Consider the following 25,133-nt stretch of genomic DNA (forward strand, 5'->3'; position numbering starts at 1 on the left):
TTCTAGGCCCCATCGGCTACATCCCGCCCGCAGAAGCAGAGGAGGCGTTCTATGCAAACCTGAACTCACTCGATATGGTCGCATAGTCATTGAAAAAACCACCCTCCGGTAAACCCGGGGCGGTTCAATGTCTGGACTGCGGCAGGGTTGAGGCGCAACGAGGTTCGCAATGCTGCGGTGCTGGCTGGATCGCATCGAAGCGCCTCGACAAAACCGGCATAGCCAGGGCCTACGCAGCCCGCAACGGCGGCGGCTACACACTTGAAGCTGAGCTTGGCATCATACCTAACGGCATCGCAGAACCGGATTTCCACGGCTGGGAAGTCAAGCAATATGCGGTCACCAATTTCCTGAAGATGACACCGGTGAACGCGGTCACGCTGCTAACGCCGGAGCCCACTGGAGGCGTCTATTCCGCTGATATATATGATTTTCTTGAAAGATACGGCTATCCCGATCAGAGCGGAAAGCCCAACAGGCGGAATTTCGGCGGGATTTATAAAGTCGGCGAGGCGGCTCATCATCTCACGACGCTCAGGCTGGAGATGACGGGCTACAACGCGGCAAAGGGCATCGTCACGGATGACAACGGCACCCTGCGTCTACTCGATCCAGCCGATATCGTCGCCGCAGAATGGGTATTTCCGCGTCTTCTTACGCACTGGCTCACCAAGCACGCGCAGGCCTGCTACGTTCCCGCCTTGGCGAACAAGGACGCCGTGGAATATCAGTATTCAGACAACCTGCACCTCTTCACCGGCACCGACTTCCTGAAACTCCTGAAAGCTATGCATGACGGGACGGTCTATATGGACCCCTCGTTCAACGGCATCACGACGGCCGGCAATGTCCGGATCGAGCGCCGCAGAAACCAATTCCGCGTCAATCACAAACATCTGCCGCTGCTTTACGACAAACATGAGATCGTCGTCGCATGAATATCTGCCGTTGAGCTTGATGCAACTTTCTCATTGCGTCACAACTGTTTGTTAGGAATTTCATGATACGTTTGGGAAAACGCCCGGAGAGACGACTTGGGTTCGGCACGGCGTCACTACAAAAGGCTGGGCATCGCCGGCATCGCAGTGACGGTTGGCACACCAACTGGAAAAGGCGCGCCGATGTCTAAAATGTTTCATAAAGCCTTTGTAGTGGGGTGGGTTTTCATCTTTGTTTTCCTCATAACCGCGGCGGCCCTCAGCCGCGCCGATGTGCCTTACGCGTTGTTGATTTCGGCGGTTGTGGGCGCGACTGTCTGTTGGAATATGAGAAAAGATACTCCGCAACAGCAAAATATATCGGGCCCCGATCGGGCCAAAAACGACGATCTGACCCAGTATCCGCTGAACGGCCATGAATTCGAGCACTGGGTCGCTGCCAAACTCAAATTCTATGGCTGGAAGGCCGAAGTCACCCGTGGCTCCGGGGATCAGGGCGTTGACGTCATCGCGGTGCGGCTTGGGAAGCAGGTTGGCATCCAATGCAAGCGCTTCAGCGGATCGGTCGGCAACGGCGCTGTTCAGGAGGCCATTGCGGGCAAACACTTCTAAGGGTTGAACTATGCGGTGGTCATTTCCACCGGAAATTACACCAAAAGCGCTAAGGCCCTGGCATTGCGCAGCGGTGTGGTTCTGATCGAGGTGAATGACATCCCCGCATTGCACGAGATACTTGGGCTTGAATCGGCATATAAATCCACTGCCTGGTAGGAGGCCTTAGTAAGCGCAGTGATCATCAGATTGACATGCAAAAATCGCGGTGCGCGTTCATTTGAACGCAGGGCCACACCCCTGGAATCGTCGAATTGAACCGAGTGGTTTGAAAATCATATATATATTTCAAATGGTTATGATGGTGCTGCAAGAGAGGATTGAACTCTCGACCTCTCCCTTACCAAGGGAGTGCTCCGGCCAAATTTCTGTCCGAGTTGTCCCCAAAAATCGACATAAGGTTTTGATTTTCATGCTTTTCACCTCCGCATCTCCACACGAACACATAGAAAAAGTAGTGTTTCTGTAGAGATGTTTTTCGTGCGTTTTGCGTTCACTGCGTTCAAATGAACGCAGGAGCACTCCCTCATTCGAAACTGATGAAAAAATAGCCCGCCGGAATGGCGGGCTATATGCTCAGCGCTTCTGCGACAGCGTTTTCGCAATTCCTGATTGAAAATCCGGGTGATGATGCCCGTATCTTTGGACGATCATCTTGATGTCCTTGTGCCCAGCAAAGCCCGCAACTTTGTAAATATCCTCGCCCGCCTGCATCAGCCAGGTCATCGCGCTGTGACGCATAATGTGCGGCGTGATCCCTCGCCCTTCCAGACCCGCGCCTTCAACTACCGCACCGAAGCCTTTATGCACACGTCCGATTGATTGCCCGCGATATTCGATCACATTATTTGTCACGGTACCCGGTTCACTTCTGGGTGCAAATCAACGATCCGAAGCATCTGTGCCAGTTTCCGCCGCAACGAGGTTGTGGGACTTGCCGGTCAACGATGAAGAACATATATAGAACATATGGCAAAACTCACCGTAGACCAGAAGCTTGCGATCCTCTCTGATGCGGCGAAGTACGATGCGTCCTGCGCTTCTTCGGGCGGCGAGCGGCGCAATTCGCGCGATGGGACTGGGCTGGGGTCGTCGGGTGGCAGTGGCATCTGTCACGCCTATGCGCCGGATGGCCGTTGCATCAGCCTGCTGAAGATTCTGATGACCAATTTTTGCATCTACGACTGTGTATATTGCGTCAATCGGGTGTCGAGCCAGATCGAACGCGCGCGTTTCACGGTCGAGGAGGTGGTGCGCCTGACGGTCGAGTTTTATCGGCGCAACTATATTGAGGGGCTGTTCCTCTCATCCGGCATCATCCGGTCGCCGGATGAGACGATGGCCGACATGGTCCGCATTGCCCGCACCCTGCGCGAGGTCGAGAATTTTCGGGGCTACATTCATCTGAAAACCATCCCCGACGCCAGCCCCGAACTGCTTGACGAGGCGGGTCGGTGGGCGGACCGGCTGTCGATCAACGTCGAACTGCCCACCGTCGACGGGCTGGCGCGACTGGCTCCCGAGAAATCCGCGACCGGTATTCGCAAGACGATGGCCAATGTGCGCCAGCGGCGTGAGGCGTCACGCGAAACAACCCATACTGGTAAGCGCAAGGCCCTGTTCGCACCGGCCGGGCAATCGACACAGATGATCATCGGCGCCGATGCGGCCAGTGACGGCACGATCCTGACGCAGGCGGCGCAGCTTTACGCGGGCTATGGTCTGTCGCGGGTGTATTACTCGGCTTTCTCGCCCATCCCGGATTCCTCGGCGCTCTTGCCGCTAAAAAGCCCGCCGCTGTTGCGGGAACATCGGTTATATCAGGCCGATTGGCTGTTGCGGTTCTACGGGTTCGAGGTGAACGAGATCGCTGGCGCTTCGGATATGCTCGATCTGGAAGTGGACCCCAAACTGGCTTGGGCGCTGGCACATCGCGCAGCCTTTCCGGTGGATGTGAACAGGGCCCCGCGTGAGATGCTGCTGCGTGTGCCGGGGTTCGGCACCAAGACCGTGCGCCGCATTCTTGAGGCCCGCCGACATGGCGCGCTGCGCTATGACCATCTGGTGGCGATGGGGGCGGTGATGAAAACGGCCAAGGCCTTTATTACGGCAGTAGGCTGGTCGCCAAAGGGCATGACCGATGCGGCAACCTTGCGAGAGCGGTTCGCGCCGGCGCCGGTGCAACTGTCGCTGTTTTGATGCAGAATGTGATGCTGCCAGAGATCGGCACAGTCGCGGCATGGCGCCGCGCCGCGCGGGGGTTGCTTGCGGCGGGCGAAACCGATGTGGTCTGGCATGTGGGCGATGCGGTGCCCGATCTGTTCGCAAACACCGCACCTGCAGTGCAGACCGTCGCACCAGCCCAGATGCTGCCCCGGCAGGCAATAGCCGAGATCGAGACGGCACTTTGCCATGCCGACCCAGAGCGCTTTGCCCGCGCCTATGGCCTGCTGCGGCGTCTTACGGCGGGGGATCTGCGCTGGGGCGACCGGGCGGACCCCGCGATGCGCAAGCTGTTGGACCAAGCCAAGACGGTGCGCCGTGCGATCCACAAGATGCACGCCTTCGTGCGGTTTCGGGATGTTGGCGGTGAACAAGGCAGGCGCGCCTTCATGGCTTGGTTCGAACCAGATCATCCGGTGGTCGAGGCCGCGACTCCGTTCTTTGCGCGTCGGTTCGGCGACATGGATTGGGCGATCCTGACCCCCCGGATCACCGCCAGCTTTGTCGATGGCGTGCTGCGGTATGACTTGACCGCGCCAGGCACGGTGATGCCCGAGGATGCGACCGAAGGGCTGTGGCGCACCTATTACGCCAACATTTTCAACCCCGCCCGTCTGATGGTCGACGCGATGACGTCGGAAATGCCGCGCAAATACTGGAAAAACCTGCCCGAGGCCGATCTTATCCCCGGCCTGATCCGCAGCGCGGGCGTTCGGGCCGCAGCCATGCAGGCGGCGGCGCCATCCGAGGCCAGCCCGCGCTTGTTGATGCAGGCCAAAGCGATGGTGCAGCGATCGCTGCCGCCTGCGCCCATCGGTGGGCTTGCCGGACTGCGTGCTGAGGCAGGCCGCTGCACCCGCTGCCCGCTTCATGGCCCCGCGACTCAGGTGGTGTTTGGGGTGGGGCCGCCGGATGCGCCGTTGATGATCGTCGGTGAACAGCCGGGAGACACCGAGGATCTGACTGGCGTGCCTTTTACCGGCCCGGCGGGCCAACTCTTTGACGCCGCCGCGCAAGAGGCAGGACTGGACCGCACTGCGGCCTATATCACCAACGCCGTCAAGCATTTCAAATACCGGCCCAGCGGCAAGCGCCGCATCCACCAGCGCCCAGACGCGGGCGAAGTGACCGCCTGCCGATGGTGGCTTGACCTTGAACGCGCCACGGTCCGCCCCAAGCTCATCCTCGCCATGGGGGCGACCGCGGTTGCCAGCCTGAGCGGCACAGGAAAAGACATCCTGACCCGACGCGGCACTTTCGAGACGCTGTCGGACGGAACACCGCTGTTCATCACCGTGCATCCTTCGTGGATCTTGCGGCTGCCTGATCCTGATCAGCAGGTGCAAGAACGGGCCAGATTTCGCGCCGATCTTGCGAAACTCGTAGAAACGATGAAGGCAGAAAAGGCGCGATCATCGTAGACTGCAATGTGTGGTCGGAATGCACAACTTGCAGGCCTTGCTCTGACCAGATTGTCGATTGCGACACAACCCGGCGCTCGGTGAACCGCCTGGCAAGATCGCAACTCAAACGCCATCACAACTGTGGTGACCGTTCCCTTACAAACCGCTCAGGTGAAGCTGTTACGCGCCATTTTGCCTGATTTTGCAGGTCATGGGCGCACATCCGCCAAGCATAGGCGGACGGCTGCATTTCGCCTTTGGATTGTCGGAACGGCTTGTAGGGCCCGGCGTTGATGTGTGCTGGCAACGCATTGCCAAACGTAATTCCATCAACGTCAACTCAAAGGTGATAAAATGGCTACGACCAAAACTGACATGAAGTCCGCCGCTACGCCCGCCCGCTCCACTCAGGCAAAGACGGCTGATCGCGCCAAACCCTCGCCGGAATCCCGTCAACGCCGGGCGCAGACCGTCGCATCGCGCGCAGCGACCAAGCAGACCAAGACCGCACGCGACAAGCAGCAGGATCAAATGGGTCTGGCAGATCTGCTCGAACATGGCCTGAAGGACATGTATTACGCCGAGCGCAAAATCTACCGCTCGCTTCCGAAAATGATCAAAGCTGCCGAAGACCCGGCCTTGGTCGAGGCGCTGACCGCGCACCGCGAAGAAACGCAAGGCCACATCGAGACCTTGGAAGCGGTGTTCGAATTGCTGGGCGTGCGCGCCAAGGCGGAAAAATGCGATGCAATCGACGGTATTCTGACCGAGGCTGAAACCATCCTGGAAGACTTTGGTGGCACGATGGCGGGCGACGCTGCGATTATCTTCTCGGCCGGCGCCGTCGAGCATTACGAGATCGCCCGCTACAGCGCGATGATCGGTTTTGCTGATGCCCTTGGCTTGGACGAAGTGCATCAGAAATTGCAATCGACACTTGATCAAGAGAATGCCGCCCAATCAAAGCTCAGCGAAATGGCAGAGGGCAGCATCAACGCGGCGGCTTCTGAATATGATGAAGACACGGCGGATGGCGCAAAGAAGAAAGCGTCTTAATGCAACCTGATCTGGCTGGTCGCTAGGTCATAAGACCCAGCCAAGCGGGCTATGCTTGGCTGGGTTATCACAATCGCCGCCTGCGCCTGCTAAGCCCTTGCGACCTTCGGGGACTATGCCGTGCAGAAGCTGTCAAATCTTACGCTTTGCGGCTAAGCCAAGGACTATGTGCAGCACACCATCGCCAAGGAACATCGACCGCGCGGCTGATCCCAATCCGCACGCTCTGCACGCTTTTGACAGGGCCGTCGGGCTGTTGGATCAGCGAAAGCGGATGGCCATCAAAGGCCAAACCATCATGGCTTTTGTCGATGCCCAATGCTGCGGCCAATCTTCCCGGCCCGGCACACAGCAATTTTTCAACTTGGTTGCCGCGCCGGATTGCCATCTCTTCAAGGCCGATTGTCGGCCGCAAAGCACGCAACAAGACGGCGTGGCCGGGATTGCAGACCACGTTCATACACCAGTGCAAGCCATAACTTCGGTAAACATAACAACGGCCTGCAGGGCCAAACATCGCTCGGTTGCGCGGCGATGGGCCCGAAAAGCTATGCGATGCAGGATCATCAGGCTGATAAGCCTCTGTCTCTACAATTATCCCGCCCACTTGCCTATTAGACAAAAAGCAACCGATCAAGTCGGGGGCGACTTCGGATGCCGGGCGCGTAAAAAACGCGGATTCTATAACCATTCACTGCGACTGCATGACAAGATTACCGCTTGGTTGTGGGGTTCCGCCTGTAGTTTTCCTTGATCTCTGCATCTGACAGCACCGGCAGATTCCCAGGCTGCTTGGTGTTGGTGGCGGGACGCTTGTTTGGATCGACATGGTGATGTCCTGCGGGGTCGATTTGTTGCTGGCGCTGGTCCACGACATTGGGGGCGGGGTGGCGCGTTTCTCGATCTTTGCTCATGACAGCAATCCTTTTGATATGCTGCAACATAAACCCCACGTGATCGCAAAAGTTCCGCCTCATATTCCCCCAACGGAACGTTCGCTGACGCGCCATTAGTATCAGACCACCGTCAGGGCACGGTGTTGCGCGTATGTGCGCAGGTTACATAGGCGGTCGAGCTTTCGAAAATCGGGCCTTCGACGGAACCTATGCGTCGACACGCCGTTGGTATTGCGAAAGCGAGGTGTCCCATGAACCGCAAAGAATTTCAGGCTTTGGATCAACGTGTCGAAGATAGGGCACGTGGCCTTTGGGCGGCTGCGGGCAGCCCCGCAGGCGGACATGCGCGATTTAGCGATCAAGCGCGCGAACTGGTCGCAATGGCAGAAGTAGATGTGCCAACGCTAGACGTTGCGCACTCCGCAATGCCAGTCGTCGAAGAGGCTGCGCTTCAAAGCAACCTTGGCGAATTCCCCACCTTGCGCGACCAAGGCGATGAGATGACCTTCCCGGACGCTGCGCCCGAGGACGATCCTTACGCCGACGACGATATCCGCCTTTCTGACGGTGACGCCTCGGAAACCGGCGGCGTTCTTCCGCAAGAAGATTTCCCCGAGCTTGATTTGCCAGACGTATCGACCGCCGACGCTGACATCGCCTCAAGTGCCCTGAATGCCGCCGATGATCCGCAAAACGACGATCTCAACGATGACGGCGTGCCGGATGTTAATGATCCCGACGAAACCTGAGTGGGGCATCAGGCGCACCACAGCAAACTGCGGCCGCCTATACCCGTCTGTTGAAAAGCTGCACGGCATTCCCGTGTAGCTTTTCTTCAATAAAACCGTGACTTGCAGATGGCGCATCCCGACCGCAAAGACCCTTGCAATGCGTCCAAACCGGCGCGGCAATGCCACCGCAGTCTGCAAGTTTCACGCAAAGTGACAGAAGGTTTCTTCTATGCGATTTCGCCTCAAAACCGGCTGGAAGTTTGCGCAAGACCTGAGCGCCGAGTTGAAAAAGGATCGCGTCGGACTGATCTCTGCTGGTATCGCTTTCTACGGCTTGCTGTCCATTTTTCCGGCAATCGCCGCGATCATGGCCATCGGCGGGCTGATGACAGAACCTGCGGCACTTGTTGGCGAGATGCAGAAACTCGGATCAGTTTTGCCAGTGGAAGCCAGCAGTATAATCATTGATCAGGCCACCGAGATTGCCGGGTCACAGAACGGCGGGCTTGGGCTTGCGGCAGGAATTGGCATTCTCGTATCGATCTATGCGGCCTCCAAGGCAGTTGGGGCGCTGATCGAGGGTTTGCACATCGCCGCGGGCGAGACGGACCAACGTGGTTTTCTGGCCAGCACGCTGTTTGTGCTGGCCATGACATTTTTTGTGATCGCTCTGGCAGTTTTGGCCTTGGTATCGACGGTGTTTGTGCCCGCGGTTTTTGCCGCTTTAAAAGTTGAGGGTTTCTTTGCCATAATCATAGGCACGTTGCGGTGGCCCATAGTCGGCGTTGCGACGGCACTTGGCTTGGGCGCCTTCTACCGCCTGACGCTTCGCCACCGGGTTTCAGGCGCACTGTGGTTCACGCCGGGCGCGTTGCTGGCAACCTTGTTGTGGCTTGCCGGATCAATCGCATTCTCCATCTATGTGCGCGAATTTGCAGGCTATAACAAAACTTTCGGAACGTTGGGCGGCGTGGTGTCGCTGCTGATGTGGATGTGGTTATCGTCTTTCATCGTCTTGCTTGGCAAAGAAGTGGATGTGATGATTGGCGAGCGGCAGAACAGGCCAGATTAGCCTGCTGCAACCCAAACGCGCTGTCCGGCACGCCTGACTTCGGCATCGGTATCGCGGCAAGGCTAGTGCCCCCCTACAAACGCAAGGCGCGCCTGCCCAACCAACGGCGGTAGCCGTTGCCCAACTTACCGCGTGGGCAACGACAGCGTTCAGTGTGCCAGCGCTGGGCTATGGCAGTGTATAGGCCATAATGTAATCGCCGGGCTTGGTTCCGATCGACCCATGGCCGCCTGCGACAATCACCACATATTGCTTGCCATCCACGCTATAGGTCATCGGCGTCGATTGCCCTCCGGCAGGCAGGCGGGTTTCCCACAACTGCGCCCCCGTCGTCACATCATAGGCGCGGAAGTAATCATCCACCGCAGCGCCCAGAAAGGCCAAGCCCGACCGCGTCGTCATGGGGCCGCCGATGCCCGGAACACCGAGCGTTATCTTCAACGGCAGCGGTGTCATGTCGCGCACGGTGCCATTCTTGTGCTTCCACACCACGCTCTCGCCGCGCAGATCAGCCCCGGCGACAAACCCCCACGGCGGCGCGGTGCAAGGCACACCCAAAGCCGACAGGAACGGCCCCATCACCACACCATAAGCCGCGCCATCATTGCGGTTCAGGCCCTGCTCGCTGGCCGTTTCATTGCCCTTAGGCGGGATCTCCGCCGCCGGCACCAGACGCGAGGTGAACGGCAGATAGGTCGGCATGCCGAACATCACCTGACGCTCTGGGTCCACGGAAACCGAGCCCCAGTTGAAAGTGCCAAAATTGCCCGGATACACGATCGAGCCTTTCAGCGTCGGCGGGGTGTATTGGCCTTCGTAATCAAGCGAGCGGAATTTGATCCGGCACGACAGTTGGTCAAACATGGTCGCGCCCCACATATCAGCTTCGACAAGCTTTTCGGGCCGCAGCGTCAGCTTGCTGATCGGCTGGGTGGGCGATGTCCAATCCTCGGGAATAGCACCGCCCGGCGCAGGCAATTCTTCGCGCGGCGACAACGGCTCGCCTGTGCGGCGATCCAGCACCCAAATGTCGCCCTGTTTTGTCGGCCCGACCAGCGCCGGGATAACCACGCCATCGCGGGTCACGTCAATCAGCACCGGCTGGGCTGGCACGTCCATATCCCACAGATCATGATGCACGGTCTGGCGCACCCAACGCAGTTTGCCAGTGGCAATTTCCAGCGCGACGATAGAGGACGAAAATTTCTCAACCTCGGCCGAGCGGTCATAGCCCAACTGGTCGGGCACCCGGTTGCCCATCGGCAGATAGATCAGCCCCAACGCTTCATCATAGCTGAACACCGACCAGCTGTTGGGCGAGTTGGTGGTGTATCGCGCGCCCGCAGCGAGATCAATCGGGGCGGTCTGCTCGGGGTTCCCGCTGTCCCAGTTCCACAAAAGCGTGCCGGAATCGATGTCAAAGGCGCGGATCACGCCCGACGGCTCTTTGGTTGAAAAGTTGTCGTTTACAGCGCCACCGACAATGATCTTGCCAGCGGTGGCAACGGGTGGCGAGGTGGAATAATAATAGCCAGCCGGGTTATACTCCATCCCTTGTTCAAGACGCAGGGTGCCTTGCTCGCCGAAAAAGCTGCAGGGCTTGCCGGTATCAGCATTCAGCGCGATCAGGCGCGCGTCAGCAGTCGGCAGATAGATCCGCCGCGGACACTCTGCCAACGCCGTCGCATGCAGCGCGATTTGCGCCGCAGTCGCCGTGTCTGGCAAGATGGCAGGGGTCTCCCACCATGTCACGCCGCGGCAGGTCTGATGCTGGCGGTCGGGGTTCATGCCAGAATTCGCATCATACCGCCAGTTTTCCTGGCCGGTCTTGGCGTTCAGCGAAATTGCGATGTTATGCGGCGTGCAGACGTAAAGGTTGTCGCCAATCTTGATCGGTGTCACCTGATAGGTGGTTTCGCCAACATCATCGGGGCGCTTCACATCGCCGGTCTGATATTGCCATGCCGGCACCAATTCACGCACATTCGCGGCAGTGATCTGATCCAGCGGCGACCAGCGCTGGCCAAAGCTGGTGCGGCCATACTGCCGCCATTCGCCATCGCCTGCTTCATTGCCAGTGTTCAGCGCTGTGCGCATGGGCGCGGCAATATCTTTGGTCAGCTCGCCCCTGATGGCCGACGGGTCTTGAAACATCGCATATCCCGCTATCGCCACCGATCCGAGCACGACACTCCCCAACGCCATGGGAAAGCGTGCTGGCATCGCGGGCGGCAGATCGGCTGGCAGATCCTTCCAAACCCGCGGCAATAGCAGCAGCAAACCAAGCAAAACCGGAACGCCGCCGCGCGGTGCAAGCTGCCACCAATCGAAGCCAACCTCCCAAATCGCCCAAACCAATGTGCCGCCCAGTGTCAGCGCATAGACTGCCAAAGCCGCCCGACGCTTTCGCATCAGCAGCACGCTGGTTGCGATAAATCCAATCCCCGCCAGTATGTAGTAAGGACTGCCCCCTAGGCTCAGCAACCATCCGCCGCCAAACACTAAGAAAACGCCAAATGCCCCCAGAACGAGGGCCAATACCATGGTCAAGGTGATACGCAAAACATTCTCCCGGCGACAAAACGTCCGATCAAGACCGAAGCAAAACGCAGCAGCGGCCGCTCAGTTCCGCCAGACCCACACATTTCGTCGAATGGCCCATCAGTCCGCAGCCAGAAGCCACAACGCGGAAACGCGGTGATGGCGAAGAACGCCTGTTGCAGCAGAAAGTCCCGTCCGCGGGCCGGTATCGGCACAGAGCGCCCGTTACGAAATGCCCGCAAGCAATCAACATCACTTAGCAGAAAGATAATCTGCCGAGACGTAACCCTTCAGATAAGGCGATGCGTTGACCGTCACCTCGCACCAAAGCTGGCCCTCTTCGGTAACGCAAGTATGACGCGTCAATCGCGTGCCATCTGGCAAGCCCACAATAATCTTGTAGCCCAGCCCCGGCCCCGCGCGCAGCTTCAAAAGCTCGTCAGGCCCGGCACCCTTAACCACGGCGTGGCTACTGCTCATCTCTGCACAGCCAGCGACCAAAAGCAGTGCGAGACCAATCGGGAGCGCGATGTATCGCATGTTCTAACCTCCAGCGTTTTTCCGGTGTCTAGACCAACGGTGCATCAAATCAAAGTATCGAGTCTGAATAGCCCTTGGTTTCCGATCCGCCGTCGCCACACCGCGTCAATACAACTCCTTCACCGCCTCCATCGCGACATAGGTTGATGTCGAGGCGACGTAGGGCAGGGCCGAAATCCGCTCGGCCAGCACCCTGCGGTAATCCTGAATATCCGTGGTGCGCACCTTCAGCAGATAGTCAAACCGGCTGGCGATCATATGCGCCTGTTCCACCTCTGGCACCGCCAGCACCGCCTTGTTGAACGCCTGCAACGCGGCTTCGCGGGTGTCCGACAGCCGCACTTCCACAAAGGCCACATGCGCTTGACCCATGCGGATCGGGTCAAGGTTGGCGCGGTATCCGGTGATCACCCCGCCATCTTCCAGCCTCTTCATCCGCGCTTGCGTCGGCGATTTTGACAGGCCAATCCGGCGGCCCAGCTCGGTGGCGCTGATCCGGCCATCCATGCTCAACTCGCGCAGGATCGCATGATCAAAACGATCCAGATCAGCCCGGTCGATTGGCATGGCGCAGCGCTCCATTTGCGGCGTTTCGGCTGAGATTGAGTGTATAATGAGGGAAACAGCCTGTCAAACCTGCGCTATCATGGGCAAAATCCTAAGGGGGCCGATATGCGTGACGCGTGGACTGTGATTGAGCGTGATTCTCTGCGCGACGAGGCGACCTTGATCGCCAGCCTGATCGCTCAGGCCGGTATGGACAGCGCGCAACGCGCCCGCATCACCGCCGCCGGGGCCGATTATGTTCGCCGCATCCGCAGCAGCGCCAAGCCGGGGTTGATGGAGGTGTTTCTGGCTGAATACGGCCTGTCCACCGACGAAGGCATCGCGCTGATGTGCCTCGCCGAAGCCCTGTTGCGGGTGCCTGACGCCGACACGATGGACGCGCTGATCGAGGATAAAATCGCGCCTTCCGATTGGGGGCAGCATCTGGGCAAATCGGCCTCGTCGCTGGTCAACGCCTCCACTTGGGCCTTGATGCTGACTGGCAAAGTGCTGGATGAACGCGAACCGGGCGTGGTCGGCCACCTGAAGGCTGCGGTCAAACGCTTGGGAGAGCCGGTGATCCGCACCGCCGTCACCCGCGCGATGAAGGAAATGGGGCGCAACTTTGTGTTGGGCGAAACCATTGAAAAGGCAATGAAACGCGCCAAAGAACTCGAATCGCAGGGCTACACCTACAGCTACGACATGCTGGGCGAAGCCGCCCGCACCGAAGCCGACGCCCGCCGGTATCATCTGTCCTACTCTGCCGCGATCACGGCCATCGCCAAGGCCGCCACCACCGGCGACATCCGCACCAATCCCGGCATCTCGGTGAAACTGTCCGCCCTGCATCCGCGCTACGAGGTCGCCAAGCGCGCCCGCGTGATGGAAGAGCTGGTGCCCCGCGTCCGCGCCTTGGCGGGTTTGGCCAAGGCGGCAGGCTTGGGCTTTAACATCGACGCCGAAGAAGCCGACCGCCTTGCCCTATCGCTTGAGGTGATCGAGGCGGTTCTGTCCGATCCGGCCCTGCGCGGCTGGGATGGCTTTGGCGTCGTCGTGCAGGCCTACGGTCGGCGCGCGGGCGCGGTGATCGACTGGCTTTATGCGCTGTCGCAGCGGCTTGACCGCCGCATCATGGTCCGCCTCGTCAAGGGCGCCTATTGGGATGCCGAGGTCAAGCGGGCGCAGGTGCTGGGCCTTGCCTCGTTCCCGGTGTTCACCCGCAAACAGGCGACCGATGTCAGCTACATCGCCAATGCCCGCAAACTGCTGGGCATGACCGACCGCATCTATCCGCAATTCGCCACCCACAACGCGCATACCGTGGCCGCCATCCTGGATATGGCCACCGATAAAAAAGCCTTCGAGTTCCAGCGCTTGCACGGCATGGGCGAACGTCTGCACGACATTGTGCTGACCGACAACGCCACCCGCTGCCGCATTTACGCCCCCGTCGGCGCGCACCGCGATCTGTTGGCCTATCTCGTGCGCCGCCTGCTGGAAAACGGCGCGAACTCGTCCTTCGTGAACCAGATCGTCAATGAAGAGGTCAGCCCCGAAACCGTCGCCGCTTGCCCGATCACCGCGATGGAGGCGATCAGCCCGGTGCCAAGCCCGGCGATTGCCACTGGCCCTGCGCTGTTTGGCGCGCGCCAGAACGCCAAGGGTTGGGATCTGACCGACGCGGGCGATCTCGCTGCCATCGCAGATGCCCGCGCCCCGCACGAAACCACCCAGTTCGAAGCCCGCCCGATGCTTGCCGGTCATGGCGTCGGCGGTGTCCGGGCCGAGGTGCGCAACCCCGCCACCGGCGCGCTGGTGGGCCATGTCCTGCCCGCCTCGCAGGCTGACGTGGCAACTGCCATGCGCCTTGCCGAACCCTGGGCCGCCGATGCCGCCACGCGTGCAGCCGTCCTGCGCCGCGCGGCAGACCTCTATGAGGCCGAATTTGGCCCGATCTTTGCCCTGCTGGCACGCGAGGCCGGAAAATCCCTCGCCGATGCCGTGGCCGAACTGCGTGAAGCGGTGGATTTCCTGCGCTACTACGCCGACGGCGCGGCAGGCCTGAAACACCCCGCCCGCGGCGTGTTTGCCTGCATCAGCCCATGGAACTTCCCGCTCGCAATCTTCTCGGGCCAGATTGGCGCGGCCTTGGCCGCAGGCAATGCGGTGCTGGCCAAGCCCGCGCCGCAAACCCCGCTGATCGCCGCCCTCGCGATAGATCTGCTGTGGAAAGCCGGGGTTCCCACCTCGGCCCTGCAACTGCTGCCGGGTGATGGTGCTGTGGGCGGCTGGATCACCCAAAGCCCGCGCGTCAACGGCGTGGCCTTCACCGGATCAACCGAAACCGCGCTGAAAATCCGCCGTGTGATGGCCGAAAACCTTGACCCCACCGCTCCGCTGATCGCCGAAACCGGCGGCCTGAATGCCATGCTGGTGGATTCAACAGCACTGCCCGAACAGGCCGTGCGCGACATTCTGGCCTCCAGCTTCCAATCGGCAGGGCAACGCTGCTCGGCCCTGCGCTGCCTTTACGTGCAAGAGGATGTCGCCCACGCCGTGCAAGAAATGCTGTTCGGCGCGATGGACGAATTGGCTTTGGGCGATCCGCTTGATCTGTTCACCGACGTCGGCCCCGTGATCGACGCGCAGGCACAATCCACCATCCGCGACTATATCGCCGCCGCGCGCGCTGAGGGCCGTGTGCTGCGCGAAATGACCACCCCCGCCACCGGCACCTTCATCGCCCCCACCGTCATCAAGGTTGCAGGCATCGCCGCCATGCCGCGCGAGATTTTCGGCCCCGTCCTGCACATCGCCACCTTCAAGGCGGGCGAGGTGGAAAAGGTCGTGCAAGCCGTCAATGCCACGGGCTATGGCCTCACCTTCGGTCTGCACACCCGGATTGATGACCGCGTGCAGGCGGTGATCGAGACGCTGCATGTCGGCAACCTCTACGTCAACCGCAACCAGATCGGCGCGGTGGTGGGCAGCCAACCCTTTGGCGGAGAAGGCCTTTCCGGCACAGGGCCAAAGGCGGGCGGGCCGGAATACCTGCTGCGCTTCACCGTTCAATCCTCCCCGCGCGCGACCACCGGCGCCGCCGATCTGCCCGAAGCCACGGTCGCCGCCGCATTGCAAAATCAGCCCGCCGCCGAAATTCAACAGGCCCGCGTGCTGCCAGGGCCGACCGGCGAGTCCAACCGCCTCACCGCCTCGCCCCGCACGCCGTTGCTCTGCCTTGGCCCGGGGGCCGATGCCGCGCAGGCCCAAGCCCAAGCCGTGCGCGATCTTGGCGGGCAGGCGGTGCTGGCCGATGGCCTTGCCCCCTTGGCCCTCACCCGCCTGCAAGGCTTCTCTGGCGCGCTGTGGTGGGGCGATACCGAAGCCGCCCGCATCCGCGCCCAGGCCCTTGCCGCGCGCAAAGGCCCTATCCTGCCGCTGATCGGCGAGATGCCCGACCTCGCCCATGTCATGCTGGAACGTCACGTCTGCATCGACACCACGGCATCGGGCGGCAACGCGCAACTGCTGGCCGAAGTCTCGGACTAGAGCGCCGCTTGTCGCCAGATGCAGGAATTTCATCTGGCGACCTTGGCAGCGTATCACGGCGATGTTACGCGTGCGGTCGAGCATGTTGCTCAAATTTTTGTGGAGTTTACGATGCGTATGATCGCCCCCTTCGCCATTCTGGCAACCGTATTCAGCCTTTCGGCCTGCCAAGAGGAAAAAGCTGCCTGCACGCAGGAAGAGGCCAGCAAAAAGGCCGCCGAGATGATGACCAAAATGCAGGATCTTGCCACCAACCATCCCGAAAAACTGCAAGCCGTGAACGAGAAATTGCAAGCGGTGCAGGGCGATCTGGCTGCTGCGGCGTCCGATCCGGCCAAGGCCTGCGATGCGGTGGATCAAGTCATCAAGGCGATGGAATAAGTCCAACCTGTTGGCAGAGCCTGCCCGGTTGCGGGTGGGCTCTTGCATATCGTGGGCAAGGTTCTAGGTTTTCAGCACAATCCATAGGGCCAGCCCATGTTTCCCATCCGCGATCATAACCCCTCTGGCCGCGCGCCCTATGTGACCTACGCGCTGCTGGTCGCCAATATCGCGATATTCGTGTTCTACTGGCTGAGCCTGCAAAGCGATTACGCGCTGGCGGTGTTCTACTACACTTGGGGGCTGGTGCCTGCGCAGTTCATGCAGGGGCAGGGCTATGGCGGCCTGCTGACCCATATGTTCCTGCACGGCGGCTGGATGCACTTGGCCGGTAACATGCTGTTTCTGTGGATATTTGGCGACAATCTGGAAGACCAGTTGGGCCATGTCCGCTATCTTCTGTTCTATCTAGCCTGTGGTCTGGCGGCGGCTGCGTTGCAGATCGCCGGTGACCCGTGGTTCGACGGCCCGCTGATCGGCGCATCCGGTGCGATTGCGGGGGTGTTGGGCGGCTATCTGATGCTGTTTCCCCGCGCCAAGGTCGATGTGCTGTTCATCTTCATCATCTTCTTCCGGGTGTTTTCGATCCCAGCATGGATCGTGCTGGGCGTGTGGTTCGCGATCCAATCGTTCAACGGCTATGCCGCCACCGCCGATGGCGTGGCCTATCTCGCCCATATCGGCGGCTTCATCGCTGGGGCCGTGCTGGTGTTGCCGGTGCTGATCCGGCGCAGGCTTTGGGCGCAGAACGACGGCAAACCCCCGCATCCGGCGGCGCAATACCCGATCAGCCCCAGCCGCATCCCGCGCGTGCCAAAGCGGTGATCCCGAGCGCATTATCCGCCCAGAAATCGCGGCAAAACACTACATCTTGTGGAAATTGCCCCAAAACGCCGCGCAAAACACAAGTCATTCCCAGATGGGAAGGATTTTGCGCGCCAAGCCGGGCTTATGCGTCGCGGATGATCTTGGTCAGCGGCGCGAACAGGTTCTCGTTGGCGCAGATCAGCGCGCCCTTTTCCAGAATGTCATAGCCTTCGCGCACCGGGCCAATCAGGCCGCCCGCTTCTTTCACCAGCAGAATGCCCGCGGCGATGTCCCAGGTCTGCAACTCGCGCTCCCAATAGCCGTCAAAACGGCCCGCCGCGACATAAGCCAGATCCAGCGAGGCCACACCCCAGCGCCGCATCCCGGCGCAAGCGGGCATCAGGCGGGCCAGATCGGCCAAAGTCGCGGGCAGGGTTTTCTTGGTGCTGAACGGCACGCCCGTGGCAAACACCGCCTCATGCATCGCGCGACGGCCCGACACCCGCAGGCGGCGGTCGTTCATCCACGCGCCCGAGCCTTTTTCGGCCCAGAACATCTCATCCTTGGCAGCATCGAACACCACAGCCGAGACGATCTCGCCCTTATGCTCCAGCGCGATGGAAATCGCCCAATGCGGCATCCCGTGCAGAAAGTTGGTGGTGCCATCCAACGGGTCAACGATCCAGCGCCGGGTCGGGTCTTGGCCCTCTTGCTCGCCGGTTTCTTCGCCCAGCCAGCCATAGGTCGGGCGGCCCCCCATCAGATCTTCCTTGATGATCCGCTCTGCCTCACGGTCGGCTTTGGTGACAAAATCACCGGGGCCTTTGGTCGAGACTTGCAGGTTCTCAACCTCGCGGAAGTCTTTCACCAGCGCTTTGCCAGCGCGGCGGGCCGCCTTGATCATCAGGTTGAGGTTGGCACTGCCTTGCATGGGCGGACTCCGGTGATGGCTAAGGTGGGGGGCATACACGGGCGCGCGAAATTGCGCAAGGCAGCCGGGCGTTATCAGGGGCGGTTCAGTTCGCCCGATTCAGTTCGCCCGATTCAGTTCGGAGGCAAAGAACGGCTCGGGGCTGTCCACCTCGATCAACCGCCGCTTTTCGATCTGCCAGAACCGCGACCCAACCGCCCGGATGAAATCGCGGTCATGGCTGACCAGCAGACAGGTGGCCCCTTGCGCGCAAAGCTCTTGCTGCAAGGCCTCTTGCCCCTCGATATCCAGATGGTTTGTCGGCTCGTCCAAGAGGTAAAAGTTCGGCTGCGACAGCCGCAACAACAGCATCGCCAACCGCGCCTTCTGCCCGCCCGAAAGCCGCCCCAGCGGGCGGGCTTGCCAATCGGGTTTAATGCCAGCCCCCGCCAGCAGCGTCTTGCTGGCCTGATCATTGGCAAACTGGCTGACCAAAGCCTGTGGAGTGGTGTCGTCAGGCAGTTGCGCAAGGTTCTGATCGGAATACCCCAAGGCCAGCGTCGGCGCCGCCTTGACCGCCCCCTCGGCCCCTTGAACAGCCGCCAGCACCGCGCGGATCAGCTGCGATTTGCCCGCGCCATTCGCCCCCAAGATCACCACCCGGTCGCCGCGCTCGATCCATTTCTGCCCAGTCGAGAACAGCGCCCGCCCATCCGGCGTGGTGATCGCCGCCTCATTCAGCGCGATCAGCGCCTTGGCATGGGTGCCGGAATTGGCCAACCGGATCGCCCCTGCCGAAGCCTCACGATGGGCAGGGCGCGCACTTGCTTCCAGCTTCTCGGCGCGGTCTTTCAACTGCTTGGTCTTGGTGATCAGCAAATCCGATCCCGAATTGATGCCGATGTTCTTCAACTTCGCAGCTTGGCGGCGCAACTGATCGGCCTTGTTCAGATCATTCTCAAACCGCCGCGCATCGGCCGCGTCAGCCTCCTCCAGTGCCATCCTCGCACTCGAGTAGGGCAGGGCAAACATACGGCTGGCACTCGCCCGCAGAAACAGGCTGCGGCTGGTCGCGGCATCCAGAAACGCACGGTCATGGCTGGTGGTGATCACGGCCACATCACGCGGCAGGGCCGCCAGCCAGCGTTGCAGCATACCGATGCGCGACAGGTCAAGGTGGTTGGTCGGCTCGTCCAGCAGATAAAGATCAGGCTCGCCCACCGCCGCCCGCGCCAGCAGCGCCGTGCGTTGCCAGCCCCCCGACAATGCGCCAAGCGGCGTATCGCGCAACGCTTCCGGCACCGCCAGATCATCCAGCACGATCTCAACCCGCCATGATTCGTATTCGGCCACCTCGGCAGGCAGCGCCGCCAGCGTTGCGGCACGCAAGCTCAGCGGCAGCAGCGCATCCGGCACATTCTGATCCACCAGCGCCAGTTTCAGCCCACGCGCGCGGGTGATCTCGCCCGCAGTCGGCTCTAACGCGCCACTCAGACAGCGCAGCAAGGATGATTTGCCGCGCCCATTCGCGGCGATCAGACCTATACGGTCGCCCGCCTCAAGGCTGAACGAAAGATCGGTGAACAGGGGTTGGCCAAGGGTCAGGCCCAAGGATTTGGTGGCAAGCAAGGTCATGAAGGTATCCGCGTTGAATATAGCGCAAAGGCGCCGTTAAGGGGCGGACAGGACAACCTGCGATGCGGTTTGGGTCAGCCCTGCGACAAAGGCAGGGCAGATGCAGGGCCATAGGTGCGTGGGTGGCAGATCAAATGCATGGCACCCCCTCCTTTTGGCTGTGTGTGCTGGGGCAGGTTAGCGCCTGCCCAAGCAGAAATCAATCATGCGCAACCGGGGCTTCACCGGGGGCCATGGTGCGCGGTTGCGCCTTGCGCAGGAACCACGCCAAGGGCAGCGCGCAAAGCGTGATCACCATCATCAGATAGAAATCGTCGATATAGCTGATCATCAGCGCTTGGGTCGAAACCAACCCCTCCATCTGCTGCAACGTGGTTGCGGTCAGCGTGCCGGGCGGCACCACCATGTTGAAATTCGGGTTGAAGGGCGAAATCGCGGTCGAAATGACCGAATGATTGATCTGCACATTGCGCGTCAGCATCAGCGTCACCATCGAAATCCCGATGGACGAGCCGATGTTGCGCACCAGCGAAAACAGGCTGGTGGCATCGGCGCGGTAGGCAGGGTCAATGGTGGCAAAGGCGATGGTCGAAAGCGGCACGAACACCAGCCCCAGGCCCAGCCCTTGCAAAACGCCGGTCCAGATCACCAGGGTCGAATCCATCTGTGGCGTGAACTGCGTCATGTAGTGCAGCGACGCCGCCGTCAGGATCAGCCCGACCGACACCAACAGCCGCGCATCGACCTTTTGCACCAACCGCCCCACGGCGATCATCGAAATCATCGTCCCCACCCCGCGCGGGGCCATCACCATCCCGGTGGTGATGGTGGGATAGCCGAAGATTTTCGACAGCATCGGCGGCAGCAGCGCAAGACTGGCCAACAGAATGATGCCAATGATGAAGATAAACACCAGCCCGGTGGAAAAGTTGCGGTCCAGAAACATCCGCGGGTCAAGGAAGGGTTTGTCAGCGCCAAGGATATGGATGATGAAAATCCACATCCCCGTCAGCGTCAGGAACAGATAAAGCCAGATCTCGGCGGATGAGAACCAATCCACCTCGCCGCCCCGGTCCAGCATCAACTGCAAAGCGCCGATGCCCAGCGAAAGCATGGCAAAGCCAAAGAAATCAAACCGGCGCGGGCGGGTGACAGATTTCGGCAGGTAAGCCGCACAACCCAGAAACGCGATGATGCCAACAGGCAGGTTGACGAAAAACACCCAACGCCAGCTAAAGCTTTCGGTCAGCCAGCCGCCCAAAGTCGGGCCGATGATCGGCCCCACCATGATGCCAGCCCCCCACAAGGCCATCGCTTGCCCCGCCTTTTCGCGCGGGTTGATGTCCAACAGGAAGGTCTGCGACAACGGCACGATAGCCGCGCCAAACACGCCTTGCAGCAGGCGGAACAGCACCATGGATGGCAGGCTCCATGCCAGGCCACAGGCGATAGAGGTGGCCACAAACCCAGCGATCGAGATCAAAAAGAACTCGCGCTTGCCGATGCGGTCAGAAATCCACCCCGTTGCCGGGGTCATGATGGCAGAAGCCACGATATAGCTGGTCAGAACCCAAGTGATCGTGTCCTGCGACGCCCCAAGGTCGCCCGTCATGGTGGGCAGGGCGACGTTGGCGATGGTGGTATCCAGCACTTGCATGATCGTCGCCAACATGATGGAAAGCGTGATCAAGCCCTTGTGCGGGACTTCGGTGCTGGGGGTGCTCATGACGGATTACTTCAAGAAGTCGGGCAGCAGATCAGACAGGCTGCGGTGCCGCCCGGTATCGACCGAAACGCTTGCACTGACACCCGAGGCCAAACCGGCCACGTCAGCAGGGTTGTCCAGCCGCAGGGTCACAGGCACGCGTTGCGTGACTTTCACCCAGTTGCCGGTGGCGTTCTGGGCGGGCAGCAGCGAAAACTCCGACCCCGTGCCAGCACCGATAGCCGCGACGGTGGCTTTGATCGTGCGGCCCGGATCGGCGTCAAAGGTCAGCTCTGCCGGGGCACCCACGGTGATACCTGCCAGTTGCGTCTCCTTGAAGTTCGCATCGACCCAGATGTCATCGGTCTGCACCAGTGCAAACAGGCTTTGGCCTGCGGCAACCATCTGGCCGGGTTTGAAGGACGAGGCTTGATAAATCACCCCATTCGCCGGGGCTTTGACCACCGCATTTGCATAGTTATAGGCGGCCTGTTCGCGGGCAATGATGGCCGAACGCACCGCCGGGTGATTGTCGGTCGGTATCAGCGGATCGCCCCCGATTGCGGCAAGCGCCGAGGCGACCGCCTGCTCGGCCAGATCGCGCTTGTCCAGCGCCGTGCGTTCATCATGCCGTGCGTCGATCAGGTTGGAATCGGTGGCAACGCCCTTCGCTCCAAGGCTTTCCTGCCGCTGGCGTTCAATGCTCTGATAATCTGCCTCATCCTTGGCCAGTTGCAGATTGGCTTGGGCGGTGGCGTAGGCCAGTTTCAACTGCTCAACGCTGATGCGCGCAGCAGTCACGGCCGCATCAGCCTGCGCCTGCGCCAGTTTGAACGGCACCGGATCGACCTGAAACAACACATCGCCCGTCTTGACGGTCTGGTTGTCTTTCACAAAAACCTTGTCGATCCGTCCCGGCACCGAGGAGGCTACCGAGATCCGGGCCTGATGCAGGTACGCGTTTTCGGTTTCTTCATAGCGCCCGCCCATCAGCCAATAGCCGCCAGCGGCCAAAAGCAGCAGCAGCGGCCCTGCGATCATCAACACGCGGCGCTTTTTGCGCGGTGGCGGGGTCGGCGCTGCCGCTGGTGCCGCCACGGTGGGGGTGATCGGCGTGACAGTGGCCGGCGGATTGGTCGAGGTGGTCGTCATATCAAATGTCCTTAACATCTGCCGCTGCATCGCAGACGGCCCGAGACAGGGTTGTCGTCACCGAGGTCAGCCCGGCAATCAAAGCGGTGCGCGCTTCGGGCGGCAGGTCCGACAGCGCTTCGGCAAAAACGGAATCCGCCATTGCCTTCAGGTCATTACGGATCAGCATGGTCGAGGCCGTCGGCACGATCACCCGCACCCTGCGGTCTTCGGGATCAGGCTCGCGCGCGACCCATCCGGCTTGCTCCATCCGGTCTACCAGCCGAGAGACCGAGATCGGCTCGATCTCCAGCTTGTCGGCGATACGGGCCTGACTGGCCCGGCCTTCGCGCAGCACCACGGCGAGCAACCGCCATTGCGCCGAGGATAGGCCATACTCCGACGCCCGCTGTGCAAAGCGTTTGCGCACCAGACGGGAGGCGTCGTGCAGCAGGGGGCCAAGCTGATCTTGTGCAAAATTCATTGTGCATAGATATTATAAGCAGGCTTATTATTCCAATGCGTTTCCTGCATGGCTGCGATGCAGCCTGCGCCCTAGCTGCGTTGCAGTTTCACCGCTTCCGAGCGGCCAAGTCGCAGGAAATGCCCGATGTAGGGCTTGGCCGCGTCTTCTTCGCGCGTGGCGGCGTAAAGCCGTTTGGTGATGCTGCCTGGCCCTAGTGGGCGGGTGACATAATCGGCATTGCTTTTGACATCGCGCAGCACCCAATCGGGCAACACCGCCACTCCGCGATTGCTGCCGACCAGCATCAGGATCACCGCCGTCAACTCGACCGGGCGCTGGGCGCGCGGCTCGATCTTGGCCGGGGTCAGCAGTTCGGTGAACACATCCAGTTTGTCGCGCGGCACCGGGTAGGTGATCAGCGTCTGATCGCGGAAATCTTCGGCCTCGATCATCATCTTGGCGGCAAGCGGGTTCTGCACCGAGGCGATGAACATCGGATGATAGTCAAACAGTGGATTGAAGGTAATGCCCTGCAAAGGCTCGGGGTTGGACGAGATCACCAGATCGACCTCCTCACGCAGCAACGCCGGAAAGCTGTCAAACGCCAACCCGGCGCGAATATCGACATCGACTTCCGGCCAAGCGTGGCGGAACAGTTCAAGCACCGGAAACAGCCAGTCAAAGCAGGCGTGGCACTGGATCGCGATGTGAAGCCGCCCGGTCTTGCCCGCTTGCAGCGCGCGGAATTCTTCCTCAAGCGCGGTGATTTCCGGCAAGATCCGCTCCGCCGCGCGCAGCATCCTGATCCCCGCCGCCGAAAGCGTCATCGGTTTGGAGCGGCGCACGAACAGCTCCATCCCCACCTGCGCCTCCAGCCCTGCGACCTGATGCGACAGCGCCGATTGCGTCATGTTCATCAGGTCAGCCGCGCGGGCAAGTCCGCCTGCCTGATGGATGGCGCGGATGGTGCGAAGATGGCGAAGCTCCAGATACATGCGCAACTTTCATCATTATGGTGAAAACTATGAATTGGATTCAATTTATGCGCTCTGTCATAAACAGGTCAAGCAAAAGGAGCCTACCCCATGTCTGCACCGCGCATTTCGTTCGAATTCTTCCCGCCGCAAAGCTTGGACGCTGCGTTCAAACTGTGGGAAACTGTGCAGGTGCTGGCCCCGATGCAACCGAATTTCGTCAGCGTCACCTATGGCGCAGGCGGCACCACCCGCAAGCTGACGCATGAAGCGGTCGGCACGATCAAGCGCAACTACGGGCTGAACGTGGCCGCACATCTGACCTGCGTTGATGCCAGTCGCGCCGAAACCCTTGAGATTGCTCAGGCTTATGCCGATGTGGGCGTCACCGAGATCGTGGCGTTGCGTGGCGATGCCCCGAAAGGCGCAGACCGTTTCACCCCGCATCCGCAAGGCTTTGCCGACTCGGCCGAACTGGTCGCCGCCTTGGCGAAAACCGGAAAATTCAACATCCGCGTCGGCGCCTATCCCGAACCGCACCCGGATGCCGCCGACCGTTTCGCCGATGTCACTTGGTTGAAGCGCAAGATTGACGCCGGGGCCAGCAGCGCCATCACGCAGTTTTTCTTCGAAGCCGATACGTTCTTCCGCTTCCGCGATGCCTGCGTGAAGGCTGGCATCACCGCCCCGATCATCCCCGGCATCTTGCCGATCCAGTCGTGGGACGGCACCAAGAAATTTGCCGCCCGCTGCGGCACCACGATCCCGCAGCGGCTGGACGAAGGCTTTGCCGCCGCCAAGCGTGACGGGCGCGAAGACCTACTGGCGCTGACCCAATGCACGACGCTTTGCAGCCGTCTGATCGAAGGTGGGGTTGAAGATCTGCACTTCTACACCCTCAACCGCCCGGAACTGACGCGCGAAGTCGTGCGCGCCTTGGGCATCGCGCCTGAACTCTCCCCGCAAATCGCACTCGAAAAGGTCGCTTAAGCGTTAACGTCTCCCTGACGGCAG

The 25,133-nt window shown here is 60.7% G+C and carries 23 protein-coding genes; 11 read left to right on the forward strand and 12 right to left on the reverse strand.

Translation table 11 applies throughout. From position 1 onward, the window contains the following. Nucleotides 1-89: 89 nt before the first annotated feature. Nucleotides 90-938, forward strand: a complete 849-nt coding sequence (locus ACFOGH_RS00005) for an MvaI/BcnI family restriction endonuclease (protein WP_380071007.1) — start codon at nucleotides 90-92, stop codon at nucleotides 936-938. A gap of 96 nt (nucleotides 939-1,034) precedes the next feature. After that, a complete protein-coding gene (locus tag ACFOGH_RS00010; RefSeq protein ID WP_380071008.1) occupies nucleotides 1,035-1,550 on the forward strand; it encodes a restriction endonuclease in 516 nt (171 codons plus the stop codon). A gap of 576 nt (nucleotides 1,551-2,126) precedes the next feature. On the opposite strand, the gene ACFOGH_RS00015 is transcribed toward ACFOGH_RS00010, so the two are convergent. Beyond that, nucleotides 2,127-2,405, reverse strand: a complete 279-nt coding sequence (locus ACFOGH_RS00015; RefSeq protein WP_380071009.1) for a tyrosine-type recombinase/integrase — start codon at nucleotides 2,403-2,405, stop codon at nucleotides 2,127-2,129. Nucleotides 2,406-2,519: 114 nt separating this feature from the next. Here ACFOGH_RS00015 and ACFOGH_RS00020 point away from each other — a divergent pair, with 114 nt between their 5' ends. The 3 genes from ACFOGH_RS00020 (at nucleotide 2,520) to ACFOGH_RS00030 (ending at nucleotide 6,232) form a co-directional block, all read left to right on the forward strand. Then, nucleotides 2,520-3,749 carry a putative DNA modification/repair radical SAM protein gene (locus ACFOGH_RS00020; RefSeq protein ID WP_380071010.1) on the forward strand — a complete coding sequence of 410 codons (1,230 nt, stop codon included), beginning with the start codon at nucleotides 2,520-2,522 and terminating at the stop codon, nucleotides 3,747-3,749. After that, a complete protein-coding gene (locus ACFOGH_RS00025; RefSeq protein WP_380071011.1) occupies nucleotides 3,749-5,194 on the forward strand; it encodes a UdgX family uracil-DNA binding protein in 1,446 nt (481 codons plus the stop codon). Before ACFOGH_RS00020 ends, ACFOGH_RS00025 begins: the two co-directional genes overlap by 1 nt. 336 nt (nucleotides 5,195-5,530) lie before the next feature. Next, on the forward strand, nucleotides 5,531-6,232 hold the full coding sequence (locus ACFOGH_RS00030; protein ID WP_380071012.1) for a YciE/YciF ferroxidase family protein: 702 nt from the start codon (nucleotides 5,531-5,533) through the stop codon (nucleotides 6,230-6,232). A 139-nt stretch (nucleotides 6,233-6,371) separates the two neighbouring features. On the opposite strand, the gene ACFOGH_RS00035 is transcribed toward ACFOGH_RS00030, so the two are convergent. Both ACFOGH_RS00035 and ACFOGH_RS00040 read right to left on the reverse strand, forming a co-directional pair. Further along, complete coding sequence (locus ACFOGH_RS00035) at nucleotides 6,372-6,923, reverse strand: DNA-3-methyladenine glycosylase (protein WP_380071013.1); 552 nt, start codon at nucleotides 6,921-6,923, stop codon at nucleotides 6,372-6,374. 22 nt (nucleotides 6,924-6,945) lie between these two features. After that, nucleotides 6,946-7,146, reverse strand: a complete 201-nt coding sequence (locus tag ACFOGH_RS00040; protein WP_380071014.1) for a hypothetical protein — start codon at nucleotides 7,144-7,146, stop codon at nucleotides 6,946-6,948. Between the two features lie 233 nt (nucleotides 7,147-7,379). Here ACFOGH_RS00040 and ACFOGH_RS00045 point away from each other — a divergent pair, with 233 nt between their 5' ends. Next, entirely contained in the window at nucleotides 7,380-7,877 is a 498-nt protein-coding gene (locus ACFOGH_RS00045) for a hypothetical protein (protein ID WP_380071015.1), read from the forward strand. Nucleotides 7,878-8,088: 211 nt separating this feature from the next. Next, entirely contained in the window at nucleotides 8,089-8,931 is an 843-nt protein-coding gene (locus ACFOGH_RS00050) for a YihY/virulence factor BrkB family protein (RefSeq protein WP_380071016.1), read from the forward strand. A 168-nt stretch (nucleotides 8,932-9,099) separates the two neighbouring features. Here ACFOGH_RS00050 and ACFOGH_RS00055 read toward each other — a convergent pair whose 3' ends face one another. From ACFOGH_RS00055 to ACFOGH_RS00065, 3 genes are all read right to left on the reverse strand, one after another. Next, the gene (locus ACFOGH_RS00055; RefSeq protein ID WP_380073932.1) at nucleotides 9,100-11,475 is read right to left on the reverse strand and encodes a glucose/quinate/shikimate family membrane-bound PQQ-dependent dehydrogenase; all 2,376 of its coding nucleotides are present in this window, start codon (nucleotides 11,473-11,475) and stop codon (nucleotides 9,100-9,102) included. Between the two features lie 249 nt (nucleotides 11,476-11,724). Then, entirely contained in the window at nucleotides 11,725-12,012 is a 288-nt protein-coding gene (locus ACFOGH_RS00060; protein ID WP_380071017.1) for an SH3 domain-containing protein, read from the reverse strand. Between the two features lie 105 nt (nucleotides 12,013-12,117). Continuing rightward, the gene (locus tag ACFOGH_RS00065; protein ID WP_380071018.1) at nucleotides 12,118-12,579 is read right to left on the reverse strand and encodes an Lrp/AsnC family transcriptional regulator; all 462 of its coding nucleotides are present in this window, start codon (nucleotides 12,577-12,579) and stop codon (nucleotides 12,118-12,120) included. A 105-nt stretch (nucleotides 12,580-12,684) separates the two neighbouring features. Here ACFOGH_RS00065 and putA point away from each other — a divergent pair, with 105 nt between their 5' ends. From putA to ACFOGH_RS00080, 3 genes are all read left to right on the forward strand, one after another. Beyond that, nucleotides 12,685-16,110 carry a bifunctional proline dehydrogenase/L-glutamate gamma-semialdehyde dehydrogenase PutA gene (gene putA, locus ACFOGH_RS00070; protein ID WP_380071019.1) on the forward strand — a complete coding sequence of 1,142 codons (3,426 nt, stop codon included), beginning with the start codon at nucleotides 12,685-12,687 and terminating at the stop codon, nucleotides 16,108-16,110. 111 nt (nucleotides 16,111-16,221) lie between these two features. Further along, the gene (locus tag ACFOGH_RS00075) at nucleotides 16,222-16,491 is read left to right on the forward strand and encodes a hypothetical protein (protein ID WP_380071020.1); all 270 of its coding nucleotides are present in this window, start codon (nucleotides 16,222-16,224) and stop codon (nucleotides 16,489-16,491) included. 96 nt (nucleotides 16,492-16,587) lie between these two features. Next, nucleotides 16,588-17,316: a rhomboid family intramembrane serine protease gene (locus ACFOGH_RS00080; protein ID WP_380071021.1), complete on the forward strand. Its 729-nt coding sequence runs from the start codon at nucleotides 16,588-16,590 to the stop codon at nucleotides 17,314-17,316. 124 nt (nucleotides 17,317-17,440) lie between these two features. Here ACFOGH_RS00080 and ACFOGH_RS00085 read toward each other — a convergent pair whose 3' ends face one another. The 6 genes from ACFOGH_RS00085 to ACFOGH_RS00110 all read right to left on the reverse strand — a co-directional run bounded on the left by ACFOGH_RS00085 (nucleotide 17,441) and on the right by ACFOGH_RS00110 (nucleotide 24,140). After that, nucleotides 17,441-18,229 (reverse strand): inositol monophosphatase family protein, encoded by a 789-nt coding sequence (locus ACFOGH_RS00085; RefSeq protein WP_380071022.1) that lies wholly within the window; start codon nucleotides 18,227-18,229, stop codon nucleotides 17,441-17,443. 99 nt (nucleotides 18,230-18,328) lie between these two features. Further along, complete coding sequence (locus ACFOGH_RS00090) at nucleotides 18,329-19,843, reverse strand: ATP-binding cassette domain-containing protein (RefSeq protein WP_380071023.1); 1,515 nt, start codon at nucleotides 19,841-19,843, stop codon at nucleotides 18,329-18,331. A gap of 199 nt (nucleotides 19,844-20,042) precedes the next feature. After that, nucleotides 20,043-21,569, reverse strand: coding sequence for a DHA2 family efflux MFS transporter permease subunit (locus ACFOGH_RS00095; RefSeq protein ID WP_380071024.1), 1,527 nt, complete (start codon nucleotides 21,567-21,569; stop codon nucleotides 20,043-20,045). Between the two features lie 6 nt (nucleotides 21,570-21,575). After that, entirely contained in the window at nucleotides 21,576-22,700 is a 1,125-nt protein-coding gene (locus ACFOGH_RS00100; protein ID WP_380071025.1) for an HlyD family secretion protein, read from the reverse strand. 1 nt (nucleotide 22,701) lies between these two features. Further along, a complete protein-coding gene (locus tag ACFOGH_RS00105; protein ID WP_380071026.1) occupies nucleotides 22,702-23,163 on the reverse strand; it encodes a MarR family winged helix-turn-helix transcriptional regulator in 462 nt (153 codons plus the stop codon). A 71-nt stretch (nucleotides 23,164-23,234) separates the two neighbouring features. Then, nucleotides 23,235-24,140: a LysR family transcriptional regulator gene (locus ACFOGH_RS00110; RefSeq protein WP_380071027.1), complete on the reverse strand. Its 906-nt coding sequence runs from the start codon at nucleotides 24,138-24,140 to the stop codon at nucleotides 23,235-23,237. A 90-nt stretch (nucleotides 24,141-24,230) separates the two neighbouring features. Between ACFOGH_RS00110 and metF the strand changes: the two genes are divergently transcribed. Beyond that, nucleotides 24,231-25,109, forward strand: a complete 879-nt coding sequence (gene metF / locus ACFOGH_RS00115; protein WP_380071028.1) for a methylenetetrahydrofolate reductase [NAD(P)H] — start codon at nucleotides 24,231-24,233, stop codon at nucleotides 25,107-25,109. Nucleotides 25,110-25,133: the final 24 nt, after the last annotated feature.

This window comes from Cypionkella sinensis (genome assembly GCF_042646385.1).
Taxonomy (GTDB): domain Bacteria; phylum Pseudomonadota; class Alphaproteobacteria; order Rhodobacterales; family Rhodobacteraceae; genus Cypionkella; species Cypionkella sinensis.